Annotated in this window: 21 protein-coding genes; 12 read left to right on the plus strand and 9 right to left on the minus strand. The window is 71.3% G+C overall.

Features of this window, described 5'->3' with window-relative positions; translation table 11 throughout:
* Positions 1-75 precede the first annotated feature (75 nt).
* Together KME78_RS37725 and KME78_RS37730 are read left to right on the plus strand one after the other, a co-directional pair.
* Positions 76-783: a response regulator transcription factor gene (locus KME78_RS37725; RefSeq protein ID WP_281428960.1), complete on the plus strand. Its 708-nt coding sequence runs from the start codon at positions 76-78 to the stop codon at positions 781-783.
* Positions 780-2,174 carry a sensor histidine kinase gene (locus KME78_RS37730; protein ID WP_219534248.1) on the plus strand — a complete coding sequence of 465 codons (1,395 nt, stop codon included), beginning with the start codon at positions 780-782 and terminating at the stop codon, positions 2,172-2,174. The genes KME78_RS37725 and KME78_RS37730 overlap by 4 nt, the downstream gene beginning before the upstream one ends.
* A gap of 10 nt (positions 2,175-2,184) precedes the next feature.
* Here KME78_RS37730 and KME78_RS37735 read toward each other — a convergent pair whose 3' ends face one another.
* On the minus strand, positions 2,185-3,090 hold the full coding sequence (locus tag KME78_RS37735; RefSeq protein WP_219534382.1) for a LysR substrate-binding domain-containing protein: 906 nt from the start codon (positions 3,088-3,090) through the stop codon (positions 2,185-2,187).
* Between the two features lie 73 nt (positions 3,091-3,163).
* Here KME78_RS37735 and KME78_RS37740 point away from each other — a divergent pair, with 73 nt between their 5' ends.
* The 5 genes from KME78_RS37740 to KME78_RS37760 are packed head-to-tail and all read left to right on the plus strand — an operon-like array spanning position 3,164 to position 6,213.
* Complete coding sequence (locus KME78_RS37740; RefSeq protein WP_219534249.1) at positions 3,164-3,853, plus strand: RraA family protein; 690 nt, start codon at positions 3,164-3,166, stop codon at positions 3,851-3,853.
* Positions 3,850-4,506, plus strand: coding sequence for an RraA family protein (locus KME78_RS37745; RefSeq protein ID WP_219534250.1), 657 nt, complete (start codon positions 3,850-3,852; stop codon positions 4,504-4,506). The genes KME78_RS37740 and KME78_RS37745 overlap by 4 nt, the downstream gene beginning before the upstream one ends.
* Positions 4,503-5,117, plus strand: a complete 615-nt coding sequence (locus KME78_RS37750; protein ID WP_219534251.1) for an RraA family protein — start codon at positions 4,503-4,505, stop codon at positions 5,115-5,117. The genes KME78_RS37745 and KME78_RS37750 overlap by 4 nt, the downstream gene beginning before the upstream one ends.
* Before the next feature lie 5 nt (positions 5,118-5,122).
* Positions 5,123-5,989 (plus strand): alpha/beta fold hydrolase, encoded by an 867-nt coding sequence (locus KME78_RS37755; protein WP_219534252.1) that lies wholly within the window; start codon positions 5,123-5,125, stop codon positions 5,987-5,989.
* A gap of 56 nt (positions 5,990-6,045) precedes the next feature.
* Complete coding sequence (locus tag KME78_RS37760; protein ID WP_219534253.1) at positions 6,046-6,213, plus strand: hypothetical protein; 168 nt, start codon at positions 6,046-6,048, stop codon at positions 6,211-6,213.
* A gap of 142 nt (positions 6,214-6,355) precedes the next feature.
* On the opposite strand, the gene KME78_RS37765 is transcribed toward KME78_RS37760, so the two are convergent.
* The 4 genes from KME78_RS37765 to mppP all read right to left on the minus strand — a co-directional run bounded on the left by KME78_RS37765 (position 6,356) and on the right by mppP (position 10,525).
* Complete coding sequence (locus KME78_RS37765) at positions 6,356-6,805, minus strand: helix-turn-helix domain-containing protein (RefSeq protein ID WP_219534254.1); 450 nt, start codon at positions 6,803-6,805, stop codon at positions 6,356-6,358.
* Between the two features lie 114 nt (positions 6,806-6,919).
* Positions 6,920-7,732 carry an enduracididine biosynthesis enzyme MppR gene (gene mppR, locus KME78_RS37770; protein ID WP_219534255.1) on the minus strand — a complete coding sequence of 271 codons (813 nt, stop codon included), beginning with the start codon at positions 7,730-7,732 and terminating at the stop codon, positions 6,920-6,922.
* Positions 7,729-9,393: an aminotransferase class I/II-fold pyridoxal phosphate-dependent enzyme gene (locus KME78_RS65015; protein ID WP_219534256.1), complete on the minus strand. Its 1,665-nt coding sequence runs from the start codon at positions 9,391-9,393 to the stop codon at positions 7,729-7,731. The genes mppR and KME78_RS65015 overlap by 4 nt, the downstream gene beginning before the upstream one ends.
* 7 nt (positions 9,394-9,400) lie before the next feature.
* Positions 9,401-10,525 carry an enduracididine biosynthesis enzyme MppP gene (gene mppP, locus KME78_RS37780; protein WP_219534257.1) on the minus strand — a complete coding sequence of 375 codons (1,125 nt, stop codon included), beginning with the start codon at positions 10,523-10,525 and terminating at the stop codon, positions 9,401-9,403.
* 204 nt (positions 10,526-10,729) lie between these two features.
* On the opposite strand from mppP, the gene KME78_RS37785 reads away from it, so the two are divergent.
* Complete coding sequence (locus KME78_RS37785) at positions 10,730-12,223, plus strand: ArnT family glycosyltransferase (protein WP_219534258.1); 1,494 nt, start codon at positions 10,730-10,732, stop codon at positions 12,221-12,223.
* Positions 12,224-12,228: 5 nt separating this feature from the next.
* Here KME78_RS37785 and KME78_RS37790 read toward each other — a convergent pair whose 3' ends face one another.
* From KME78_RS37790 to KME78_RS37800, 3 genes are read right to left on the minus strand one after another with little or no spacing between them, the layout of a single operon-like run.
* Positions 12,229-12,786, minus strand: a complete 558-nt coding sequence (locus tag KME78_RS37790; RefSeq protein ID WP_219534259.1) for a flavin reductase family protein — start codon at positions 12,784-12,786, stop codon at positions 12,229-12,231.
* Complete coding sequence (locus KME78_RS37795; RefSeq protein ID WP_219534260.1) at positions 12,786-14,102, minus strand: cation:proton antiporter; 1,317 nt, start codon at positions 14,100-14,102, stop codon at positions 12,786-12,788. Before KME78_RS37795 ends, KME78_RS37790 begins: the two co-directional genes overlap by 1 nt.
* Positions 14,099-15,691 carry a tryptophan halogenase family protein gene (locus tag KME78_RS37800; RefSeq protein ID WP_219534261.1) on the minus strand — a complete coding sequence of 531 codons (1,593 nt, stop codon included), beginning with the start codon at positions 15,689-15,691 and terminating at the stop codon, positions 14,099-14,101. Before KME78_RS37800 ends, KME78_RS37795 begins: the two co-directional genes overlap by 4 nt.
* Before the next feature lie 433 nt (positions 15,692-16,124).
* Between KME78_RS37800 and KME78_RS37805 the strand changes: the two genes are divergently transcribed.
* The 3 genes from KME78_RS37805 to KME78_RS37815 are packed head-to-tail and all read left to right on the plus strand — an operon-like array spanning position 16,125 to position 18,185.
* Positions 16,125-17,030, plus strand: a complete 906-nt coding sequence (locus KME78_RS37805) for an ArsR/SmtB family transcription factor (protein ID WP_219534262.1) — start codon at positions 16,125-16,127, stop codon at positions 17,028-17,030.
* A gap of 20 nt (positions 17,031-17,050) precedes the next feature.
* Positions 17,051-17,263: an MbtH family protein gene (locus KME78_RS37810; RefSeq protein WP_219534263.1), complete on the plus strand. Its 213-nt coding sequence runs from the start codon at positions 17,051-17,053 to the stop codon at positions 17,261-17,263.
* 4 nt (positions 17,264-17,267) lie between these two features.
* Positions 17,268-18,185, plus strand: a complete 918-nt coding sequence (locus KME78_RS37815; RefSeq protein WP_219534264.1) for a TauD/TfdA family dioxygenase — start codon at positions 17,268-17,270, stop codon at positions 18,183-18,185.
* Positions 18,186-18,196: 11 nt separating this feature from the next.
* On the opposite strand, the gene KME78_RS37820 is transcribed toward KME78_RS37815, so the two are convergent.
* Positions 18,197-19,246, minus strand: coding sequence for a hypothetical protein (locus tag KME78_RS37820; protein WP_219534265.1), 1,050 nt, complete (start codon positions 19,244-19,246; stop codon positions 18,197-18,199).
* 249 nt (positions 19,247-19,495) lie between these two features.
* Here KME78_RS37820 and gntD point away from each other — a divergent pair, with 249 nt between their 5' ends.
* On the plus strand, positions 19,496-20,524 hold the full coding sequence (gene gntD / locus KME78_RS37825; RefSeq protein WP_219534266.1) for a guanitoxin biosynthesis L-enduracididine beta-hydroxylase GntD: 1,029 nt from the start codon (positions 19,496-19,498) through the stop codon (positions 20,522-20,524).
* Positions 20,525-20,539 lie beyond the last annotated feature (15 nt).

The following is a 20,539-nucleotide window of genomic DNA, read 5'->3' on the forward strand; positions in this document are numbered from 1 at the left end:
GCCAGGCAATCTTCTGTTTTCCCTATGAACGACGCCCTTCACCGGTTTCTCACAGAAAGCACGTATTTTTCTGAAATGAGCAGTTTGCTGCGCCCGGACGGTACGCCGATCCGCGTGCTCGTCGTGGACGACGAACCAGACCTCCTGGAGGTGCTGGAGAAGACGCTGTGTCAGGAGGGCTGGCAAGTCCGCACCGCGCCGAACGGGGCCGCCGCGATCCGCGTGGCCGAGGAGTTCGCGCCGGACGCCGCGATCCTGGACGTCATGCTGCCCGACCTGAACGGCCTGGAGCTCATGGACCGGCTCAGAGCGCGGTGGCCCGAGCTGTGCGTACTGTTCCTGACCGCCCGCGACGCGGTCGAGGACCGGGTCGCGGGCATCACGGCGGGCGGCGACGACTACGTGACCAAGCCCTTCAGCCTGGACGAGGTGCTCGCGCGGCTGCGCGGGCTGCTGCGCCGGGCGGGCATGGCGCGGCCCGGCACCGGAGAACGGCTGGTCGTGGCCGACCTGTCCATGGACGAGGAGGCCAGGGAGGTGAGCAGGGGCGGCACGCCGGTCGACCTGACGCCCACCGAGTTCGAGCTGTTGCGGCTGCTCATGTGCAACCCGCGCAGGGTGCTGAGCAAGGCGCAGATCCTCGACCATGTCTGGTCGTACGACTTCGGCGGTCAGGCCCACGTCGTGGAGCTCTACATCAGCTACCTGCGCAAGAAGATCGACGCGGGCCGCCGGCCGCTGATCCACACCGTGCGCGGCGTCGGGTACGTGCTCAAGCCATGAACTTTCTCCCGCGCACCCTCAGAGCCCGGTTGATCGCCGGGTTGCTCGTGCTGCTGGCATTGTCGTGCGCGGCGGTCGGCGTGGCCACGTCGGTGGCGATGGAGCGGTTCCTGCTCGGCCCCATCGACCAGCAGCTCGCCGCCGACCACGGGCGGTTCGCCGCCAGTCTGGAGCACGGCGAGGACACGCGGGGGCAGGCGCGGGGCACGTTCGGCGCGCGGCTGGTCGACGGGCGCGTCACCCACGCGGCCGTGGTGTCGGAACGCGACGGCGCCCACCCCGGCCTCAGCCCCGACGACGACAAGACGCTGGCGGCGCTGCCGGTCGGGGGCCCGCCGCGGACCGTGGACCTGTCCGGCAGCCTGGACGACTACCGGCTCCTCGCCACCGCGGGCCGGGACGGTGACGTCATGATCACCGGTCTGTCCCTGCGCGGTGTCGAGGAGACGATGCACCGCCTGCAGCTGTTCGAGCTGATCATGTTCGCCGGCGCGCTCACCGCCGCCGGTGTCGCGGGCGCGCTGTGGGTACGGCTGGCACTGCGCCCCCTGCAACGCATCGCCGCGACCGCCCGCAAGGTCACCGAACTGCCTCTGGCCAGCGGCGAGGTGACCCTGGCCGAACGCGTACCCGACACCGACCCGCGCACCGAGACGGGCCAGGTAGGCGCCGCCTTCAACCGCATGCTGGGCCACGTGGAGTCGGCACTCGGCCGCAGGCACGCCGTGGAGCAGCGGCTGCGCGCCTTCGCCGCCGACGCCAGCCACGAGCTGCGCACCCCGCTCGCGGCGATCCGCGGGCACGCCGAGCTGGCCCTGCGCGGCGACGAGCCGATGGCGGACGATGTACGGCACGCGCTGGGCAGGATCGACGCCGAGTCGGAGCGGATGAGCGAGCTGGTCGACGAGCTGCTCCTGCTGGCCCGGCTCGACGCGGGCCGGCCGCTGGCCAGGGAGGAGGTCGACCTGTCCCGCCTGGCCATCGAGGCCACCGGCGACGCGCGGGCCGCGGGACCCGGCCACCGATGGCGGCTCGAGCTGCCGGAGGACCCCGTCACGGTGATCGGAGACCCGCTCCGGCTGCACCAGGTGATCGCGAACCTGCTGAGCAACGCCCGCATCCACACGCCCGACGGCACCACGGTCGTGGTGGCCGTACGGAGGCTGCCGGGCGAGGTGGAGATCACCGTCGAGGACGACGGCCCCGGCATACCGCCCGGCCTGGAGATCTTCGAACGGTTCTCCCGCGCCGACCAGGGCCGATCGCGGGCCACCGGAGGGGCCGGGCTCGGGCTGGCGATCGTCCAGGCCGTGGTGGCCGCCCACGACGGCTCGGTGGACGTACGGAGCGGTCCGGGCGGGGCCGAATTCCGGCTGCTCCTGCCTGCCTGATGGGGGCCGACTACCAGTGCGGCGGTGGTGCCTGCGCCGTGGTCAGTCGCGTCGCCATGGCGGTGAGGCGCTCGGCCAGCGCGTCGGGGTCGGCTCTCGTCATGGCGGTGAGGTCGATGGTCGCCGTCGCGTGACGGAGTGGTCTGAAGCGGACGGCGGGGCGTGACGCGGCTGCCGCGGCGGGCACGATGGTGACGCCGAGCCCGCATTCGACCATGGCGATCTGCGAGGTCACCGACCGGGCCCAGTGGGCCGGGACGGGGCTGAATCCGGCCGCTCGGCACATGGCCGCCATGGCGTCGTGGTAGTCGGGGGAGATCAGGCGGTGCAGCCACACCCACGGGCCGCCCGCGAGGTCCGCCAGATCCAGCGGGCCGGCGGCCTCGGCGGCGGGGTGGTGCGGGGGCAGAGCCGCGACGAACCGGTCGGCGTACAGCGAGGTCGCCGTGGTGCCGCGCACCGGGGCGGTCTGGCGCACGATCGCCCAGTCGAGCGAGCGGTCCAGGAGCCCTGCCGCGGCCTCGTGGGTGTCGATCTCCTGGGTGCGGATCTCGACGTCCGGCAGGGCCTCGTGGAACCGCTCCAGCACGAGCGGCAGCGGCCAGGAGAAGGCCGAGGCGACCGCGCCCAGGCTCAGTCGCCCGCCGCGCCCGGTGGCGGCCCGCCGGGCGGCGGCTTCGGCTTCCTCGGCATGCCGGATCAGGGCGCGGCAGTGGTCCAGGAACACGGCTCCGGCGAGGCTGAGGGCGACCGACCGCTGGGTACGGTGCAGCAGTTCGCAGCCGAGCTGCTGTTCCAGCTGCTTGATCGCCTGGGACAGCGGTGGCTGGGACATCTGCAGCCGGTGTGCCGCGCGGCCGAAATGGAGTTCTTCGGCGACCGCGACGAAGTAGCGGGCCTGCCGGATCTCCACCATGATTCGCACAGCCTCTTACTGATAGATGAAATCAGACCTTCCGAATATATCTGCAGCCTGTTGAAGTGGAAGCATGAGCAACTCATCTCTCCTGGACCGCTTCACGGCGCTCGACTCCGCCGCGGTCAGCGACGCGCTCGACCGGCTCGGGCTTCCCTCCGGAGCCGGCGGCATCCGTCCGCTGTGGGGCCCTGCGGCCGTCGTGGGATTCGCCGTCACCGTGGGGCTCGAACCGCGCACTGACGGCCCTGCCGGAGCCCACATCGCCACTGCGGCCGTCGAGAGCTCGGACGACCAGAGCGTGATCGTCGTCGACAACCAGGGGCGTACCGACGTGTCGTGCTGGGGCGGCATCCTGAGCCTGGGCGCGGCCCGGCGCGGGGTCCGCGGTGTGGTCGCCGACGGCGTGTGCCGCGACGTGGCGGAGGCCCGTGAGCTGGGTTTCCCGGTGTTCTCGCGGGGTTCGATCCCGGTCACGGCACGGGGCAGGCTGCAGGAGCGCTCCACCGGCGAGCCGGTCAGCGTCGCCGGGCTCACGGTCGAGCAGGGCGACGTGGTCGTCGCCGACGAGACCGGTCTCGTCGTGGTCCCGCGGGACCGGGCCGAAGAAGTCGCGGACATCGCCACCGCGATCGTCGCCCGGGAACGCGCCATCGCGGACGAGGTACGCGCGGGCGCGCCCCTCTCCCAGACCATGCACGACGCCCGCCTCGCCGGAGAGCTCGCCGGGGAGCTCTCCGAAGAGAAGGAGCCGGTCCGATGAACGCTCCTTCGAAGCTCGCCACCGGCCTGTCCACCGCGTCGGTCTCCGATGCCCTCGACTCGCTCGGGCTCCCCGGATCCCTCCACGGCCTCGGCGCGCTGCGTCAGGGCCAGTGGGCCGCCGGGCCGGTCTTCACGGTGACCTACGAGCCGGTCGACGAGGCCGGCGGCACTGTGGGCGACTACCTCGACGACGTGCCCGCCGCCGCGGTGATCCTCATCGACAACGCCGGCCGTACCGACTGCACGGTGTGGGGCGGCATCATGAGCCAGACCGCCCACCAGCGCGGCATCGCGGGCACCGTCATCAACGGCGCCTGCCGGGACGTCGCCGTCGCGACCGCCGCCGGATACCCGATCTGGTCGGTCTCCCGGTTCATGCGCACCGGCAAGGACCGCGTACGGGTGGCCGCGGTCCAGAGCGCCGTCACCATCGACGGTGTCGCCATCCGCCCCGGCGACGTCCTCGTGGCCGACGACGACGGAGCCGCCGTCGTCCCGGCCACACGCTGGGACGAGGTCGCGGACATCGCCCGGCGTATCGACCGCGTCGAAGAGGCCGTCGTCGAGGCCGTCCGATGCGGCGCCACGCTCGCCGAGGCGCGCGCCGAGCACGGCTACCACTCGCTCCAGACCCGGAAGGACCCCTCGTGAGCACCGCCGACCTCGCCCGCGGCCACTCCAGCGCGACCCTGTCCGAGGCGTCCGGACTCGCCGTGGCCCTGTCCCCGGAGATCCGGTCGCTGTGGGCCGGTGCCCGGCTGTGCGGCCCGGCATTCACCGTGCAGGGCGCCGGCGGCGACAACCTCGCCCTGCACCACGCCGTACTGCCGGCGCCGCCCGGGTCGGTCCTGGTCGCCGACGTCGGCGGCGCCCGCTTCGGTCACTGGGGCGAGATCCTCACCGTGGCCGCCCAGCAACGCGGGATCGTGGGCCTGCTCATCGACGGCGGTGTCCGGGACGCCGCGGAGATCGAGGCGCTCGGCTTCCCGGTCTTCTCGCGCGGCAACGCGATCTTCGGCACCCGCAAGGACTTCCGCGGCGTTCTCGGGCGTCCCGTCCAGGTCGGTGGCGTCACGGTCCACACCGGCGACCTTGTCGTCGGGGACGTGGACGGAGTCGTGGCCCTTCCCGCGTCCGACATCGAGCGGATCCTCGACCGCGCCGACGCGCGCGTGACTCACGAGAACGAGCTGATGAAGCGGCTGCGGGAAGGCCGCAGCACCCTCGACCTGTACGACAACTTCGAAACGGCCGGGCGGTGACGGCGATGACGGACAACCCGATCTTCGCCGTGGCCGCCGTCCGCAACCCCGCCACCACCGTCAGGAAACTCGAACGCTTCACGCTCCCCCTCACCGTCGACGCGACCCGCATCGAGGTGTCCGGCCTCCACCGAGGCGGCACCGGCACACCCCTGGTGTTCCTCCACGGCTTCGGCTCGACCAAGGAGGACTACGCGGACGTCATCCAGCATGAACGGCTGGCCGACCGCCCCGTCCTCGCCTACGACGCGCCCGGCTGCGGCAGCAGCACCTGCGCGGACCTCACCGCCGTCTCGATCCCCTTTCTCGTCTCCGTCGCCGAGCAGGTTCTCAATGCCCGGCAGATCGACCGGTGCCACCTCGTCGGGCACTCGATGGGCGGCCTGACCTCGCTCCTGCTCGCCGACAGCGACCCCGGCAGGATCTCGAGCCTCACCAACATCGAGGGCAACCTCGCGCCCGAGGACTGCTTCCTCAGCCGGCAGATCCTCACCCACTCCCACGACGATCCCGACGAGTTCCTGGCCCGGTTCGCCGAACGCGTCGGCGACTCACGCTTCTACGGCGGCGCCCTGTACGCCTCCAGCCTTCCCCACAAGGTCCGGGCCGCGGCTGTCAGGGCGATCTTCGAGTCCATGGTCGAACTCTCCGACCACGGCAAGCTACTCGACCGGTTCCTCCAGCTTCCCGTGCTGAAGATGTTCATGTACGGGGAGCAGAACAACACCCTGTCCTATCTCCCCGCCCTGGCCGAAGGCGGCGTCGAACTCGCCGAGATCGAGCGCTGCGCCCACTTCCCGATGTACTCCAACCCGCCGCAGATGTGGGCCCGCATCGCCGACCTCGTCTCACGCGCCGACGCCGGCCCCTGACGGCTCGGCCGCGGGAGAGGCGACGCTCAGTCGCCACAAGGTCGGCACCTGGCATTGTGGGCACACCGGAGGACGCGCGGACACTCGGCGTCGGCACCGGGAGCACGGTGATGCTCGTCGAACGCGGCTACTTCGCGGGCGAACCGGTGGTCGAAGTCGCCGGCATCATCGTGCCCGCGGAGTCGACGAAGCCGGTCTGCAACGGGCCCGTCGGCGACAGCTGAAGGGGCGCTGGAGAACGGCGGCTGCCGAGCGCTGGTCTCCCTCTCCTGGCGGCCGAACCCCGTAAGGGCATGATCTGGGCGGATGACATCATCGGCAGGCGCAATGGCCGCCGGGCCGCCGGGGGTCGCCGGCGGCCGGGTGTCACGCGGCGGGCTCGTCGCCCTCAGCGGCGTTGGGCAGCCCTTCGAGCTCCCGCACCCGCTCGATCATCTCCCTGATCGCGGTCAGGCTCTTGGGCGAGAGCCCGGCCGCGCGCAGCGCGATGCCGCGGACGGAGGTGTCGCGCATGGCCGCGAGCAGCGACAGCTCGGCGTCGATACGCTCGGCCGCCTCGTCGTCGAAGAAGTAGGCGGGCGGGACTCCGAAGAATCCCGCGAGCGCTTCAAGATGGCGTTTGGTCGGATTGTCACGCAGCCCCTTGCGGAGCTGCCAGATGTACGTTCCTGAGATCGTAGGCCCGCCCGCCTCCCGGAGTGCCTCGGAGACGTCCTCGAAACTGTATTCGCCGCCCTCTCGCGTGTGGACCGTGCGGAACAGGTGGTCCAGCTTGGCCGCGAGGGTGCGACGTCCCTCTGCTGGGGTGTCGTGCATAATTCCTCTGCCGGATGGACGGAGGCGACTGGGGTGCATACGGGAATGCTGCCAGCAGCATACCAGAGGAATGAACTCTAGTTGACGACCGAATAGCATTCCGTTAACCACAGTCTATGCCGGCTCCAGCGCCTGACCGTGGTGCAGCGTCTCCGCGTACGAGAACACGTAGCCCCGCCCCACCTCGACGGGCGCCAGGCCGGCGAGGTCGGCGTCCGGCACGTCGGGGAAGCGCACCTCGGCCCGTCCCGTCCAGACCTCGGAGAACTCCACGTCGCTCACCTCCGAGGCCACGAGCCGCGTCACCGGTTCCTCCGACGGGAGCCAGGCGGGGAACAACCGGGTGTGCACGAGCGGGAGGGTGTGCAGGTACGGCGGCTCGGCGGCGCGGCCCTCGATGGTCACGCTCGCCTCGGCGAGGCGCCTGCCGCCCGCCGACAGCGCCGCGTCGAAACGGCCGCCGGGGGCCAGCCTCGGCCCCGCCCTGCCGACCTGGGCAGGCCTGATCTGGTGCACCTGCCCGAACTGTTTGGGCATGCCCTGGATCCAGCCGCGCACCAGCGGCACCGGCTCGTCCACCCAGGCGTACGGGCAGCGCGCCAGGGGGCGGCCGCGGTACTCGCAGGCGATAAGGATGAGGAACTCGGCGAACCGGCAGCGGCCGGGGTCGGCCAGTTCGGCGCCGTCGTCCGAGCACCACTGCCATTCGGCGAAGATCGCCGCCGCGGCTCCCGGGTCGGGGCCCAGGGTGAGCTCCGGGGGCAGGAAGCGGGCGGCGGCCTCGGGATCCACGCGGTAGTCGGCCATGATGACGTCGCCGGAGAAGTGCCAGGGCGGCGGGGTGACCATCGCCGAGTTGCCCGACGGTGAGAGCGGGAGCGTGTAGCCGTGCGGGTGCGCGGTGCGCGCGGGTGCGGGTGCGGTCATGACTCGGGTCCTCTCCTGTCAGGGGGGATCGCATTCCAGGCCGCGGCCAGCCGCTCCGCGGCCGCGGCCAGCTCGTCCGGCCCGTTGAGGCTGTACGCGAGCCGCACCGCCCCCGCCCGCGCGCCGCCGGGGCCCGAGCCTAGGCCAGGCGCCGCCGCGCCGCCGGAGCGGAAGCTGCCCGGTGTCGCGCCACCGGAGCCGATGCCGCCCGATATCGCTCCGCCGGAGCCGACGCCGCCCGGTGCCGCGCCAGAGCCGACGCTGTCCGGTACCGAGCCGCCGGAGCCGAAGCGGGAGCCGGCGGAGACCAGGACGCCCGCGCGGCGGGCCGCGGCGAGCAGGTCGGGTTCCCGCCGGTCGGTGCGTACCCACACGAACAGGCCGCCGACGGGCCGGTCGAGCTGGAAGCCGGCGTCAAGGCGTGCCGCCAGGACGTCCACCAGCGCGTCGCGCCGTTCGCGCAGCCGTTCGCGGAGCCAGACCAGGTGGCGGTCGTAGTGTCCCCGGTCGAGCAGCGTGCTCACGGCGAGCGAGGTGGTGTGGTTCGGGCAGCCGCCGCTCTGGAGCACGCCGTGGGCGGCCAGCCGGTCGGCCAGCGCGGGCTCCGCCGTCAGCCAGCCCAGGCGCAGTCCGGGGGCCAGGCTCTTGGAGAAGGTGCCGAGCCGGATCACCCCCCGGTGTCCGGCCAGGCAGGCCAGGGCGGCCGGGGGCGCGACGCCGTCGAGGTACAGGTCCGCGTAGGCGTCGTCCTCGACGATCGTGGTCGCGTGTCGGCGCGCGACCGCCAGCAGTTCGTGGCGGCGGTGGAGCGGTACGACTCGGCCCGTCGGGTTGTGGAAGGTGGGGTTGAGGTAGACGAAGGCCGGGCGGCTGACGGCCAGCGCCGTGTCCAGGGCGCCCGGGTCCATGCCGGACGCGTCGCCGGGCACCTCGCACGGCCGCAGGCCGCAGTCGGTGAGGATGAGCCTGCCCAGGTCGTAGCAGGACTCCTCGACGAGCACCGCGTCCCCGGGCCGGGCCAGGGTGGTGGCGAGCAGGTGGAGCGCCTGTGAGGTCCCGGCGGTGACCAGAACCCCCTCCGGCCCGCACGACATACCGCCCGCACAGCCCGGACGGCTGCCCTGGTGGATGCCGTCCTTCTGATGCGCGCGGGCCCCGTCGGAGGTGCGGTCCTTTTGGTGCGCGTGAGCGCCGCCGAAGGTGCCGTCCGTCTGGTGCGCGTGAGCGCCGCCGAAGGTGCCGTCCGTCTGGTGCGCGTGAGCGCCGTCGAAGGTGCGGTCTTTTTGGTGCGCGCGGGCGCCCTCGGAGGTGCCGTCCGTCTGGTGCGCGCGGACACCCTCGGAGATGCGGTCCGTCTGGTGCGTACGGGCGCCCTCACAGGTGCCCGCGCGGTGGGTGCGGGCGGCGAGGGCCGTGCGCAGGGCGAGTGCGCCGCGGTCGTCGCCGTACGCCAGGGCGGCCGCGCCGTAGTCGGCCATGGCCTCGGTGTACGCGCGCGCCAGCAAGCCGACGGGCAGCAGGTCGGGTCCGAGGTAGCCGGGGCCGAGGTCCGTCGTGCCGGGCGGCGCGACGGACTGGACGACGCCCGCCTCCCACCGCAGGGTGTGGGAGGTGGGACCGGTGTCCGCACGCGACGGGAAAGCGGCGGGGCGAAGGCTCACCGGGGGCTCACCGGGTCGAAAGCACGAAGCGCAGGGCCCGCATCGCCTCGCCGAGCGGGGCGGCCGACCGGGCGAGGGCCACCCGGAGCATGTGGTCGCCCTCGTGCGGGTCGGCCCAGTGGAACTTCTGGCAGGGCAGCATGTAGACGTTGTGCTCGCGCAGCGTGGACCACACCTCCAGCGAGGAGCGCGCCCCGAGGCGGACCCGTTCGACGCTGGCTCGGCTGTCGAGGTCCGGGAAGTCCACGTCCGGCAGTCCGGCGAGCGCCTGCCTGACGAGCGCGCGGTTGCCGGCGATGAATCGGTGCAGGTCGGGCAGGCCGCCGTCGGCGGCGTCCTCGGCGAAGCGCTGCACCAGCGCCAGCACGAGGGGGGACGAGCCGAGCAGGATGTCGGAGTAGATCTTGGCGACGGGCAGGCCCGGCTCGCGCGCGGTCACCAGCCAGCCGATCTTGAGCTCCAGCGTGGGCCACAACTTGCCGGTGTCCTCGATGACGACCCAGCGGCAGCCGCTGCTCTCCAGCACCCGGTAGTGGTCGAAGTGGGCGCGCGGGTCGAAACCGCGGAACGACGTGTCGAGCGCCAGGATCACGTCGTGGTCGGCGCACTGGGCGGCCAGAGCGCGCAGCCGCTCCTCCGACACCACGCGCCCGGTGGGGTTGTTGGGCGTGGTGACGAAGACGCAGCTCACCGAGTTCAGCAGCGCGCGGGGCAGGTCGCCGTCGTGCAGGACGTCCTCCTCCAGGGGGACCAGGTTCAGGCCCACGCCGCGCAGGATGTCGGGAATGTTGTCGAACGTGGGATGGATCAGCGCGACCGACTCCCCGGTCTGGGCCAGGGCCCTGGCGAAGATCTCCATGGCGACCGAGGAGGAGTAGCAGGCGAACACGCGACCGTCGCCGACCGGGTGGCTGTGCTGGCCGAGCAGGCCCAGGTAGGCGCGGCAGGCGTCCAGTCCCACCTCCTCCGGCGGCCGGGCCGCGGCCTTCGCGAACAGGTTGGGCAGATCGTCGATGATCCGCGCCTGGCTCGCGGTGAGCGCCTGCCTGGCGTGCCCGTCCGCGAGGTTCAGCGGGCTGTTCAATGCCAGACATTCGAATTCGGTGAGATTGTTCACCTGGAGTTCCTGCACCGCATTCACCTCACGTGCGTTTTTGAAGGGGGTACACCGACGCAAAATAAGTCGTTCCATTTGGTCCCGTCAATGCGCGACGGAAGACTCGGTTGACGAGCTGCGTGTTTTCCGGACAAGTCAATTCCATTGTGTCTTCATTGGCCCGGTGAGAGGCTGCGACCAGCGCATATACCTCCGAACAAATCTTTGGAAGGGGTTTTCGTGGATACCGTCGCAACCGTCGCTCCACGGCGGGTGACAGCATCGTCCAACGTGGCCGTGATCGGCCTTTCGGTGGTCTCGGCCGCCGTACTCGCGCTTTTTCTGGCATTCTCCGGTGGCCCGGGGTACTACGTCGACGAGCTCTATTTCCGGGTGGCCGGGGAGCATCTCGCGTGGGGGTACGTCGATCAGCCGCTCCTCGTCCCCCTGCTGGCCCGGCTGCAGATCGCGCTGTTCGGCGACTCGCTGACCGCGATCCGGGTCGTGCCGGCGCTCCTGACCGCCGTGGCGGTGCTCGTCACCGGGCTGATCGCCCGTGAGCTCGGCGCGGGACGCCGCCTCCAGGTGCTGACCGCCTGCGTCTGCGCCGCCACGCTGGCCACGCTCGCCGCCGGGCATGTGCTGCACCCCACCGCGGTCGACCATGTGGTGTGGGTCACGGCGTGCTGGCTGGTGATCCGGATCCTGCGCACCGGCGACGAGCGGCTGTGGCTCGCCGTGGGCGCGGTCGTCGGCGTGGGCCTGCTGGCCAAGTACCTGGTCGTGCTGCTGGTGGTGGCCCTCGCGGCCGGCCTGCTCATCGCCGGGCCGCGGCGGGTGCTGAAGAGCGGCCGGCTCCTGGCCGGCGCCGGGGTCGGGGTGCTGATCGCCGCGCCCGGGCTCGTCTGGCAGGCCGTGCACGGCTGGCCGCAGTTCACGATGGCCGGCGAAATGTCGGCCGGGCCCGAGGGCGCCGTCAACTTCCTGGTGGGACAGGTGCTCATGATCGGCCCTTTCCTCACCCCGGTCTGGGTAATAGGCCTGGTAGCCCTGCTGCGGCGGGCGGAGTGGCGGCCGTACCGGCTGGTCGCGGTGGCGTATCTCGTCATGGCACCGGCACTGATGCTGCTCGGGGCCGAGCCTCGCTACACCGAGGGCCTGCTGACCGTGCTGCTGGCCGCCGGTTGCGTGCGCGCGGCGACGCTCGCCCGCCGCCTGTGGCTGGGCGGGGCGGCGCTGCTCAACGGGGTGCTCGCGGCGCTGATGGTGCTGCCGGTCCTGCCCATCGCGACGTACGCCGGTGACCCGGTGCTCGCCACGCTCGGCGAGGAGCAGTTCGGGCAGACCGGCTGGCCGAGTCTGGCCGCGCAGGTGGCCGCCGTCCACCGCGCCCTGCCGGAGGACGAGCGGCGGTGGGCGGTCGTGTACGCCCAGAACTACGGCGAGGCCGGGGCGCTGGCCCGTTACGGCGGGGCCTATGGGCTGCCCGTGGCCTACAGCGGCCAGAACTCCTACGCCGACTTCGGGCGTCCCGCCGACGGCGTGGACGTGGTCGTCGCGGTCGGGGTGGAGCGGGCGTCGTTCTCCGCGCTGTTCCGCCAGTGCGAGGTGCGCGGCCGGCTGACCTTCGACGTCCCGCACTTCGAGGAGGGCAAGGAGCTGCTGGTGTGCCGGGGGCCGCGCGAGCCGTGGCCGGTGATGTGGGAGCGGCTGCGATGGACGGGTACCTTCTGAGCCGGTCATGAGGGCTCGGGTCCCGTGTACCAGGACGAGTAGGCGCGCAGGCCGTACAGGAGGGGTTCGGCCGGCGCGCACCGCTCGATGCCGTACACCTCGCCGAACACCACCACGTGGTCTCCCATCTCCACGGTCCCGGCGACCCGGCAGTCGGCGACGGAGTGGGACTCCTCCACCAGATGCGGGCCGCCGTAGCCGGGGGCGGCCCGCCAGCGGACCCGTTCGAAGCGGTCGGCGGCGCCCGAGGCGAACAGCTCGGCGGTGGCGCGGGCGCGGCCGTGCAGCAGGTTCACGGTGAACTGCGCCATCTTGAGCATGGCGTGCAGGGTGGGGCTGAGGCGGCGCGCGCACATCAGGAGCGTCGGCGGTTCGAGGGTGACGCTGCAGACCGACGAGCACGTCATGCCACGTGGACGGCCGTCGGGCCCCATCGTGGTCACGACGGCGACGCCGCTGGGAAAGGTGGACATCAGCGACCGGAAGTGGTCGGGATCGACCGTCGCCGCCATGGGCGCCACGGGAGCCATGGGAAAGGCCTCCACCAGGGGGAGATCCGTCATCACAAGCTTCCTTTCTGTGCTGCGGGCGCCGGGGCCGTCCGGAGCGGACGTCGTGGCCGCTGGAGGAGGGCGTACGACGGGCCGGTCGCCGCCGTGGTCACCAGCGCCATGACAGCGAGCGCGAGGAACATGGCCGGGGTGAGGATCCCGGCCTCGTGGCCGATCTGCAGCACGACCAGCTCGGTCAGGCCCCGCGTGTTGAGCAGGACGCCGAGGCCCAGCGCGACCTCGCGCGGCTCGCCGCCGAACCGGGCGCCCGCGTACGCGCCCCCGATCTTGCTCGCCATGCCGAGCAGCGTGACCAGGACGATCGCCGACCACGGCGCCACCGCGAACGGCTCGGCGAACACGCTGAACCCGGTGACCACGAAGAACACCGGGACGAGCAGGCGGCCGACGCCCGCGACGGCGCGCACGGGCCGCGTCCACGGGCCCTCGTCGTCCGCGTCCCCGGCGGCCCCGCTCTCGGGGGGAGCCGTCCGCGTGCCTTTGAGGGGGAGGGCGAGGGCCGCGAGGGCCGCGCCCAGGATCTCGGTCAGCCCCCAGGAGCGCAGCGCCGCCGCGGCGACCAGCGCCCAGACGGCCAGAAGCACCGCCGCGACCCTCGGGCCGCGGGCGACCAGCCGCAGGAGCCGGGACGCGCCGAGCACCCGCCGCACCGCGAGCGCCCCCAGCAGGGCCACGGCGGTGACCACGGTGAGGACGACCACTCCCCCGAGGCCCCCGGCGGCCAGGCTCACCGCCAGAGCCACGAGCAGCCACGCGGCCGCGTCGGTGACGATGGCGACCGTCATCGCGAGCACGCCGGCCCGGGTGCCGACCAGGCCGCGCTCGGACAGGATCCGTGCCAGCACGGGTACGGCGGTGACCGACAGCGACACGGCCAGGAAGACGATCAGCGCCGGAGCGGGGGCCGTGCCGCGCAGGCCCGGCTCGTCCCCGGCCAGCGCCCAGGCGGCCACGGCCGCGCCGGCCAGCATCGGGACGGCGAGCGCGCCCACCGTGGTCCAGCCGACGGCCCGCCCCCGCGCGAGCGGCGGGGCCGCGCGCAGTTCGTGGATCACGCCGACCAGGAACAGCACCAGGCCGGTGTGGCCGCACCAGCCCAGCCAGTCGAGGGGCAAGGCCGACACGACGCCGGGGCCGGCCACGGCCAGGACCAGCGGGCCCGCCGCCATCCCGAGCGCCACTTCACCGATGACGGCCGGCTGGCGCAGCGCTCCGGCCAGCAGCCGCCCGGCGAGGGCGAGGAGGAGGACCGCCGCGAGCACGACGGCGAACAGGACGATCCGCGCCGGTCCCTCGGCCGGGATCATCGCGTCCGACTCAACTCGGGTCGCCGGCCGGGGAGGGCGTCGCCGTTGAGCCGGGCGAAGTACTCGTACTGGCTGGGCAGCTTGGCGACGAGCGTCTCGGCCTGCTCGCGCACGAGCCGCAACTCGCGGTCCGCGCGGCCGCGGTCGAAGTGCCGCAGCGCGGGCGGGGCCTGGAGCGGGACGCCGCCGAGGCCGAGCAGCATGGCGGTATAGGAGTACGACTCGAAGCCGTGGTAGTGCGGGAAGACCGTCTCGTTGTCGGGCAGTCTCGCCTGCCACAGCTCCAGGCGCTCGGCCAGCCCGTCGGGGATGGGCCGGGTGGCCGCGTCCTTCCAGTAGTCGTTGTCGGAGCGGGCGGCGGCGTGGTAGTGCAGCGAGAGGAACTCGCGCACGCCGTCCATGGCGTTGCCGACCTGGCGGTTGTACGACTCGCGCAGCCGATCGTCCCAATGCTCGCCGGGGAAGTGCTTGACCAGTTGCTCGACGGCGTTCTGGATGAAGAACAGCCCGGTCGACTCCAGGGGCTCGACGAAACCGCTGGACAGGCCGATGGCGACGCAGTTGTTCACCCAGGAGCGCTCGCTGCGGCCGATGCGCATGCGGATGTGGTTGGCGTCCAGCCCGTCCGCGGCCGGGCCGACGAACTCGCGCAGGGTGCGCTCGGCCTCGTCGGGCGTGCAGTAGTCGCCCGCGTAGACGTAGCCGGTGCCGACGCGGCCGTACAGGGGGATGGTCCAGATCCAGCCCGCGTCCTGCGCGGTGGCCGTGGTGCAGGGGCGGATGCCGCGCTCGGCCATGTCCGCCGGCACGCGCAGCGCCACCGCGCGGTCGTTGGGCAGGTTGTCCTGGTAGGAGATGAACGGGACGGACAGCGCCTTGTTCAGCAGCATGCCGCGGAACCCGGTGCAGTCGATGAACAGGTCGCCGGTCAGTTCGCCGTGCTCCTTGGTGAGCACGTTGTCGATCCAGCCGCGCTCGTCCAGCCGCACGTCCACGACGTCGTCCAGGACGTGCCGGACGCCGCGCTCGGTCCCGTACCGCGTGAGGTAGGAGGCCAGCAGTGCGGCGTCGAAGTGGTAGGCGTAGGGGAACTGGGTGTTCTGCTCGGCCAGGGTGGTGCGGTAGGCGCGCTCGTCGGGGTTCTCCGTGAAGTCCTGCTCGAACAGGTCGCCCGACAGGTAGCGGGGGGAACGCTGGGCCTCGCACAGCCAGCTGATGACGAAGCAGTCGCGGTCGAAGCTGCCGCCGGGGCGCGCGTGCAGCCACCAGTCGGTGAGCGGGAAGCCGTCCACGACACGCAGCCGCTCGAACGGGTGGTAGAAGTGGTGACCGGGAGCGCGCCAGTTCTCGAAGCGGATCGCCAGCTTGTACGTGGCGTGGCACGGGGGCATCCACTCCCGCTCGTTCAGCCCCAGATAGTCGAAGAAGTGGCGGATCGTGCTGAACGTGGCCTCTCCCACGCCGATGGTGGCAATGTTCTTCGACTCGACCAGGGTGACGGCGATACGGTCGCCGAATGCCGCCCGGAGATATGCGGCGGTCATCCAGCCCGAGGTGCCGCCGCCCACGATGACGACGTTCTTTACCATTCTTCAGCCCTTGTTCTTGCGTTGAGAAACGCGCGTCGGAAGAAGCGGAAATAGTGCGGGGACAGCGTTCTGAGCGCCCTTTTCCGAGAATGCACGACGGGCAGCCGCGATTACCACCTCATTGACGCCGGAGCTAAACAGGGCGGTCAGGGGGTGTCGGCGGAGCGGCGCGACGACCGGGGAGCCCCCGTAAGCAGGGCGTTCACGACCGCCCACGCCTTGTCATCAACTGACGTAGATGCAAAATCGTCGATCCACCAGCTACAGTTGACTTCACAACTGTCTCCGAGTTAGCTTGAGAAAAACTGGGGTCAGCCAATCGGCAGCCTCCGTTACCCTGGCCGCCCGGACCCTCGCGGCCGCCGCGCCGTGCGCATTTTTCCGCGCAGCGGCGTACTCGACAAACCCCTGGAAATGCGAAATGGGAGCCGCGGTGCTGCGGATTCATTTCACCGTCGAAGACCTGGCGCGCCTGCGCATGGCGGCCACCCTCGGGCCGGTGACGGAGAGCGTGTTCGCCCTGGACCTGTACACCAGAAGCGGCGGCGCCATCCACGGCGAGTGGCGGCGGGACGTGCGCGAGCGCATGAACGGCGAGGCCCGGCAGGTGGATCGGCTGGCCCGCGAACGCCGGACGCTCGGCGAGCTGCTCGTACTTCTCAACCGCTCCCCCGGCGAGACGGGCTTCCGCTCCGGCGACACCGCGGTCCAGTGGGCGACCGCCACCGTGCTCGCCTTCTGCCAGGCCGCGGTCCTGCCGTACTGGGGCCGGGTACGTGCCTACCTGGAGCTCGAACGGGAGACGTTCGGCCGCATCACCATCACCAACGGCGTCGAATGCCTGCTGGACACCCTGCACCCGAAACTGGTCTGGAACCCGCCGGTGCTGGAGGTCCCGCAGGACGAGGACCGCGACGTGTACCTCGACGGCAACGGCCTGCTGCTCAGCCCGTCGTTCTTCCTGCAGGTCAAGCACTGCCTGTTCCTGGACAGGGAGCGCGAGACCGGGCTGCCCGCCCTCGTGGTGTCGGTCCCCTGGGCGCCGGCCGTGCTGTCGGACCTGGTGGCCGAGCCCACGCTCGACGACGAGGCGCTCGGCGCGCTCGTCGGACACACCAGGGCGGCGGCGATGCAGGCGCTCATGGACAGCTGCACCACCGGCGCGCTCTCCGAGCGGCTCGGCATCTCCCTGGCGGGAGCCAGCAAACACGCCACGGTGCTGCGCAAGGCCGGGCTCATCACCACCGCCCGCAACCGCAACACGGCCCGGCACACCCTGACGTCGCTGGGCATGGCGCTGCTGCGCGGGGGCGGCCACCTCATCTCACAACGCAACTGACCTTCCCTGGAGGACGAACGATGAGCACGAACCCCTTCGAGGACGCCGAGGGCACCTACCTGGTGCTCGTCAACGACGAGGGACAACACTCGCTGTGGCCGTCCTTCGTGGACGTCCCGGCCGGATGGGCGGTCGCGCTGCCCGAGACCGACCGCGAACGCGCGCTCGACTACATCAACGAGAACTGGACCGACATGCGGCCCAAGAGCCTCATCGCGGCGATGGAGGAGTGAAGCCGTGCCACTGCTGACGATCAACGGCCACGGAGAGCCCGTCCACGACCGGATCAGGGCCGGCCACCGTGAGCTGCGCGAGAACCTGACCACCCACGGGGCCCTGCTGTTCCGCGGCTTCGACGTGGGCGGCGTCGAGGGCTTCGACGCCGCCGTGCGCGCCTTCTCCGGGACGCCGCTGGAGTACACCGAGCGGTCCTCGCCCCGCAGCGTGATCAAGGGCAACGTCTACACCTCGACCGACTACCCGCCCGAGGAGGAGATCTTCTTCCACAACGAGAACTCCTACCAGGCCGTCTGGCCCATGGTGCTGTTCTTCCACTGCCTGCGGCCGCCGGAGTCGCAGGGGGCCACGCCTTTGGCCTCCGTGCGGGAGGTGTACGACACCCTCGATCCCGCGGTGCGCGAGGAGTTCGAGCGGCGCGGCTGGATGGTCGTACGCAACTACGACGACGACCTCGGCATGCCGTGGCGGGAGGCGTTCAACACCTCCGACCGCGACGAGGTCGCCGCGTACTGCGAACGCAACGGCGTACGGGCGACCTGGCTCGGGGACGGGCGGCTGCGCACCGAGGCGGTGCGCGCGGCCGTGCACCATCACCCGGTGACGGGCGACCCCGTCTGGTTCAACCACGCCACGTTCTTCCACGTCACGACGTTGCCTGAGGCCGTGCGCGAAGGGCTGCTGGAGATGTGCGGGGAGGAGGGGCTGCCGAGCAACACCTACTACGGCGACGGCGGCGCCATCCCCGACGAGGTCACCGACCACCTGCGCAAGTGCTACCGGGCGGCGTCCCGGCGCTTCGACTACGCGGCGGACGACCTGCTCGTCATCGACAACATGCTCACCGCGCACGCGCGCGAGCCGTACACGGGGCCGCGGAAGATCGCGGTCGCCATGGCGGAGCCGTCGAACGCGTAACCTGGCCGCCTTCAGCGGTCCCGGCCGTCCTGGTCCTTCTCGATCCCGGCGTCAGCGTCGTCGCCGGGATCCTGGGCCAGGGCGGCCTGTCGCAGGTGCCGGATCATCGCGGCGAGCACCGCCAGGACCAGCAGGTCGGCGACGAGCCCCGGCACGGCCGAGAACTGGTTCACGATGAACGCGAACACCTGACCGAAGAGGATGTCGACCAGGAGCGCGAGGTAGAGCACCTGGAAGGCGGCCAGCCGGTTCCACCGCAGCCGAGCCGCCCCCCAGAGGCAGAGCAGGACCGTCACCACGGCGGAGGCGGCCAGGCCGATCACCGCTCCCCACTCCCGCTCGTGCGCCAGGGAGTCGTACGAGCTCTCCAGGGTCAGGCCGACCAGGGGCAGCGGAGCCCGTACGACGAGGTAGACCACCGCGAGCACCACCACCACCGGCCGCCGACCCAGCCGGTCGAGCCAGAGCAGGGCGCCGCGGACGGCGGGGAACCGGGGCGGCTCGCTGGCGGGCACCATGCCGAGCAGGCGGACCGCGGCGGCGTCCAGCGGGTCGCCGGAGTCCTGGACCAGGCGGATCGCGCCGCGCCGCTGCTCGACCGTCAGCCCGGAGGTCACGCCGACGAGGGCGGCGTGCAGCGCGTTGGCGGTCCGCTCGGTGCAGGTGTACTCGGTGCGGCCCTTGAGCCACTGGGCGAGCACCACGAGAGCGGCGAAGACCAGGTAGATGATGCCGGCGGCGGGCCGGTAGAAGTAGTCGTTGCGCTCGGTGACGAACTTGCCGACCTCGTCGACGAACGTGCCGAACCCGGCCCCGCCGAGCAGCGCACCCCACGTCCTGGCCGCCTCACCGAGGAACGCGAGGGTGACGCCCAGCCCCGCCGCCATGAGCAGGCCACCCCACAGGACGTGCGCGATGTGCAGGTCGCCGCGGCCGAGCTTCGGATAACCCGTGCTCGCCAGCCACGTCCTGATGAGCAGCACCGCGCTGATCCCCGCGATGGCGAACACCTGCAGGTGAGCCGCCGCACTGGTGATTCGTGCCAGTCGTGATCGGCGCACCGATCCTCCTCCGCTTCCAGGGACGTCGTGGGAAGCGCCGACCGCAGAGCCGGGTCGTCGGCGAATTTCGCTCCTGCGGTCTTTCCGCGCGGGCACGAACACCTGCACGGGACGCTCGCGAATACCTGTCGACGCTAGCACACGAGCACCGTGACTGCCTTATTTAGCCTCAGGCTCAAACACATTGAGATCGGCCGCGCCAGCGTCGAACCTGGACAGGATGGGTGTCGCCCAGGAAGGGAGCGAATTGTGTCGACATTCGAGCTGCGGAAAGACGAGGCGACGGCGATCGTGGAGCTGGCGGGTGAACTCGCCCGGCACCATCCCGGCGTGGAGTCGGCGGAATTCCAGAAGGTGGCCCGCACTTATGCCGACGAGCTGCCACGACGTCTCCGGGAGGACCTGCACGATTTCCGGCTGGCCGAGCCGTCGGGCCTCCTCGTGATATCCGGCCTGCCCGTGGACGACGCCACGATCGGCGCCACCCCCGACGATTGGAAGTCGCGTCCCACACCGTCGCCGACATTACCGCTCGACATCGCGTTCTACCTGGTGATGAGCCTGCTCGGAGAGCCGATCGGCTGGAGCACGCAGCAGGACGGGCGCATCATGCACGACGTTTTCCCGATGCGCGGCTACGAGCGCGAGCAAATCGGCTGGAGCAGCACGGAAACGCTGGTCTGGCACACCGAGGACGCGTTCCATCCGCTCCGCACGGACTATCTCGGGCTCATGTGCCTGCGTAATCATGACAAGGTCGAGACCACCTACGCGGACGTCGGCTCACTGCATCTCGACGAGGCCACGGAAGCGCTACTCAGACAGCCACGATTTTTCATTCTTCCGGACGACTCGCACCGTCCCGAGAATCGCGCGCCCGACCGGGACGACGACCCGAGAGTGATCGACCTGAAACGCCGCAGTTATCGTCAGGTCGAAAGCGCGCTGACCGACCCGAAGCCCGTTCCGGTGCTTTTCGGCGCCCCGGACGACCCCTATCTGTGTGTCGATCCGCACTATATGCAAGGAATACATGGAGAGGACGAGGAGAAAGCGCTCGCCGCCCTCGCCGCCACCGTGGACGCGGCCATGACCGGGGTCGTGCTCGAACCCGGTGACGTCTGCGTCATCGACAACTACAAGGCCGTGCACGGGCGCAAGCCCTTCCGCCCGCGGTTCGACGGGACGGACAGGTGGCTGCGCCGGCTGAACGTGGCCCGGGATCTCCGCAAGTCCCGGGAGTTCCGGCTGGACGCGCGGTCCCGCGTCATCTACTGAGGCGTCATCTACTGA

The organism is Nonomuraea guangzhouensis, from assembly GCF_019396345.1.
Taxonomy (GTDB): Bacteria; Actinomycetota; Actinomycetes; order Streptosporangiales; family Streptosporangiaceae; genus Nonomuraea; species Nonomuraea guangzhouensis.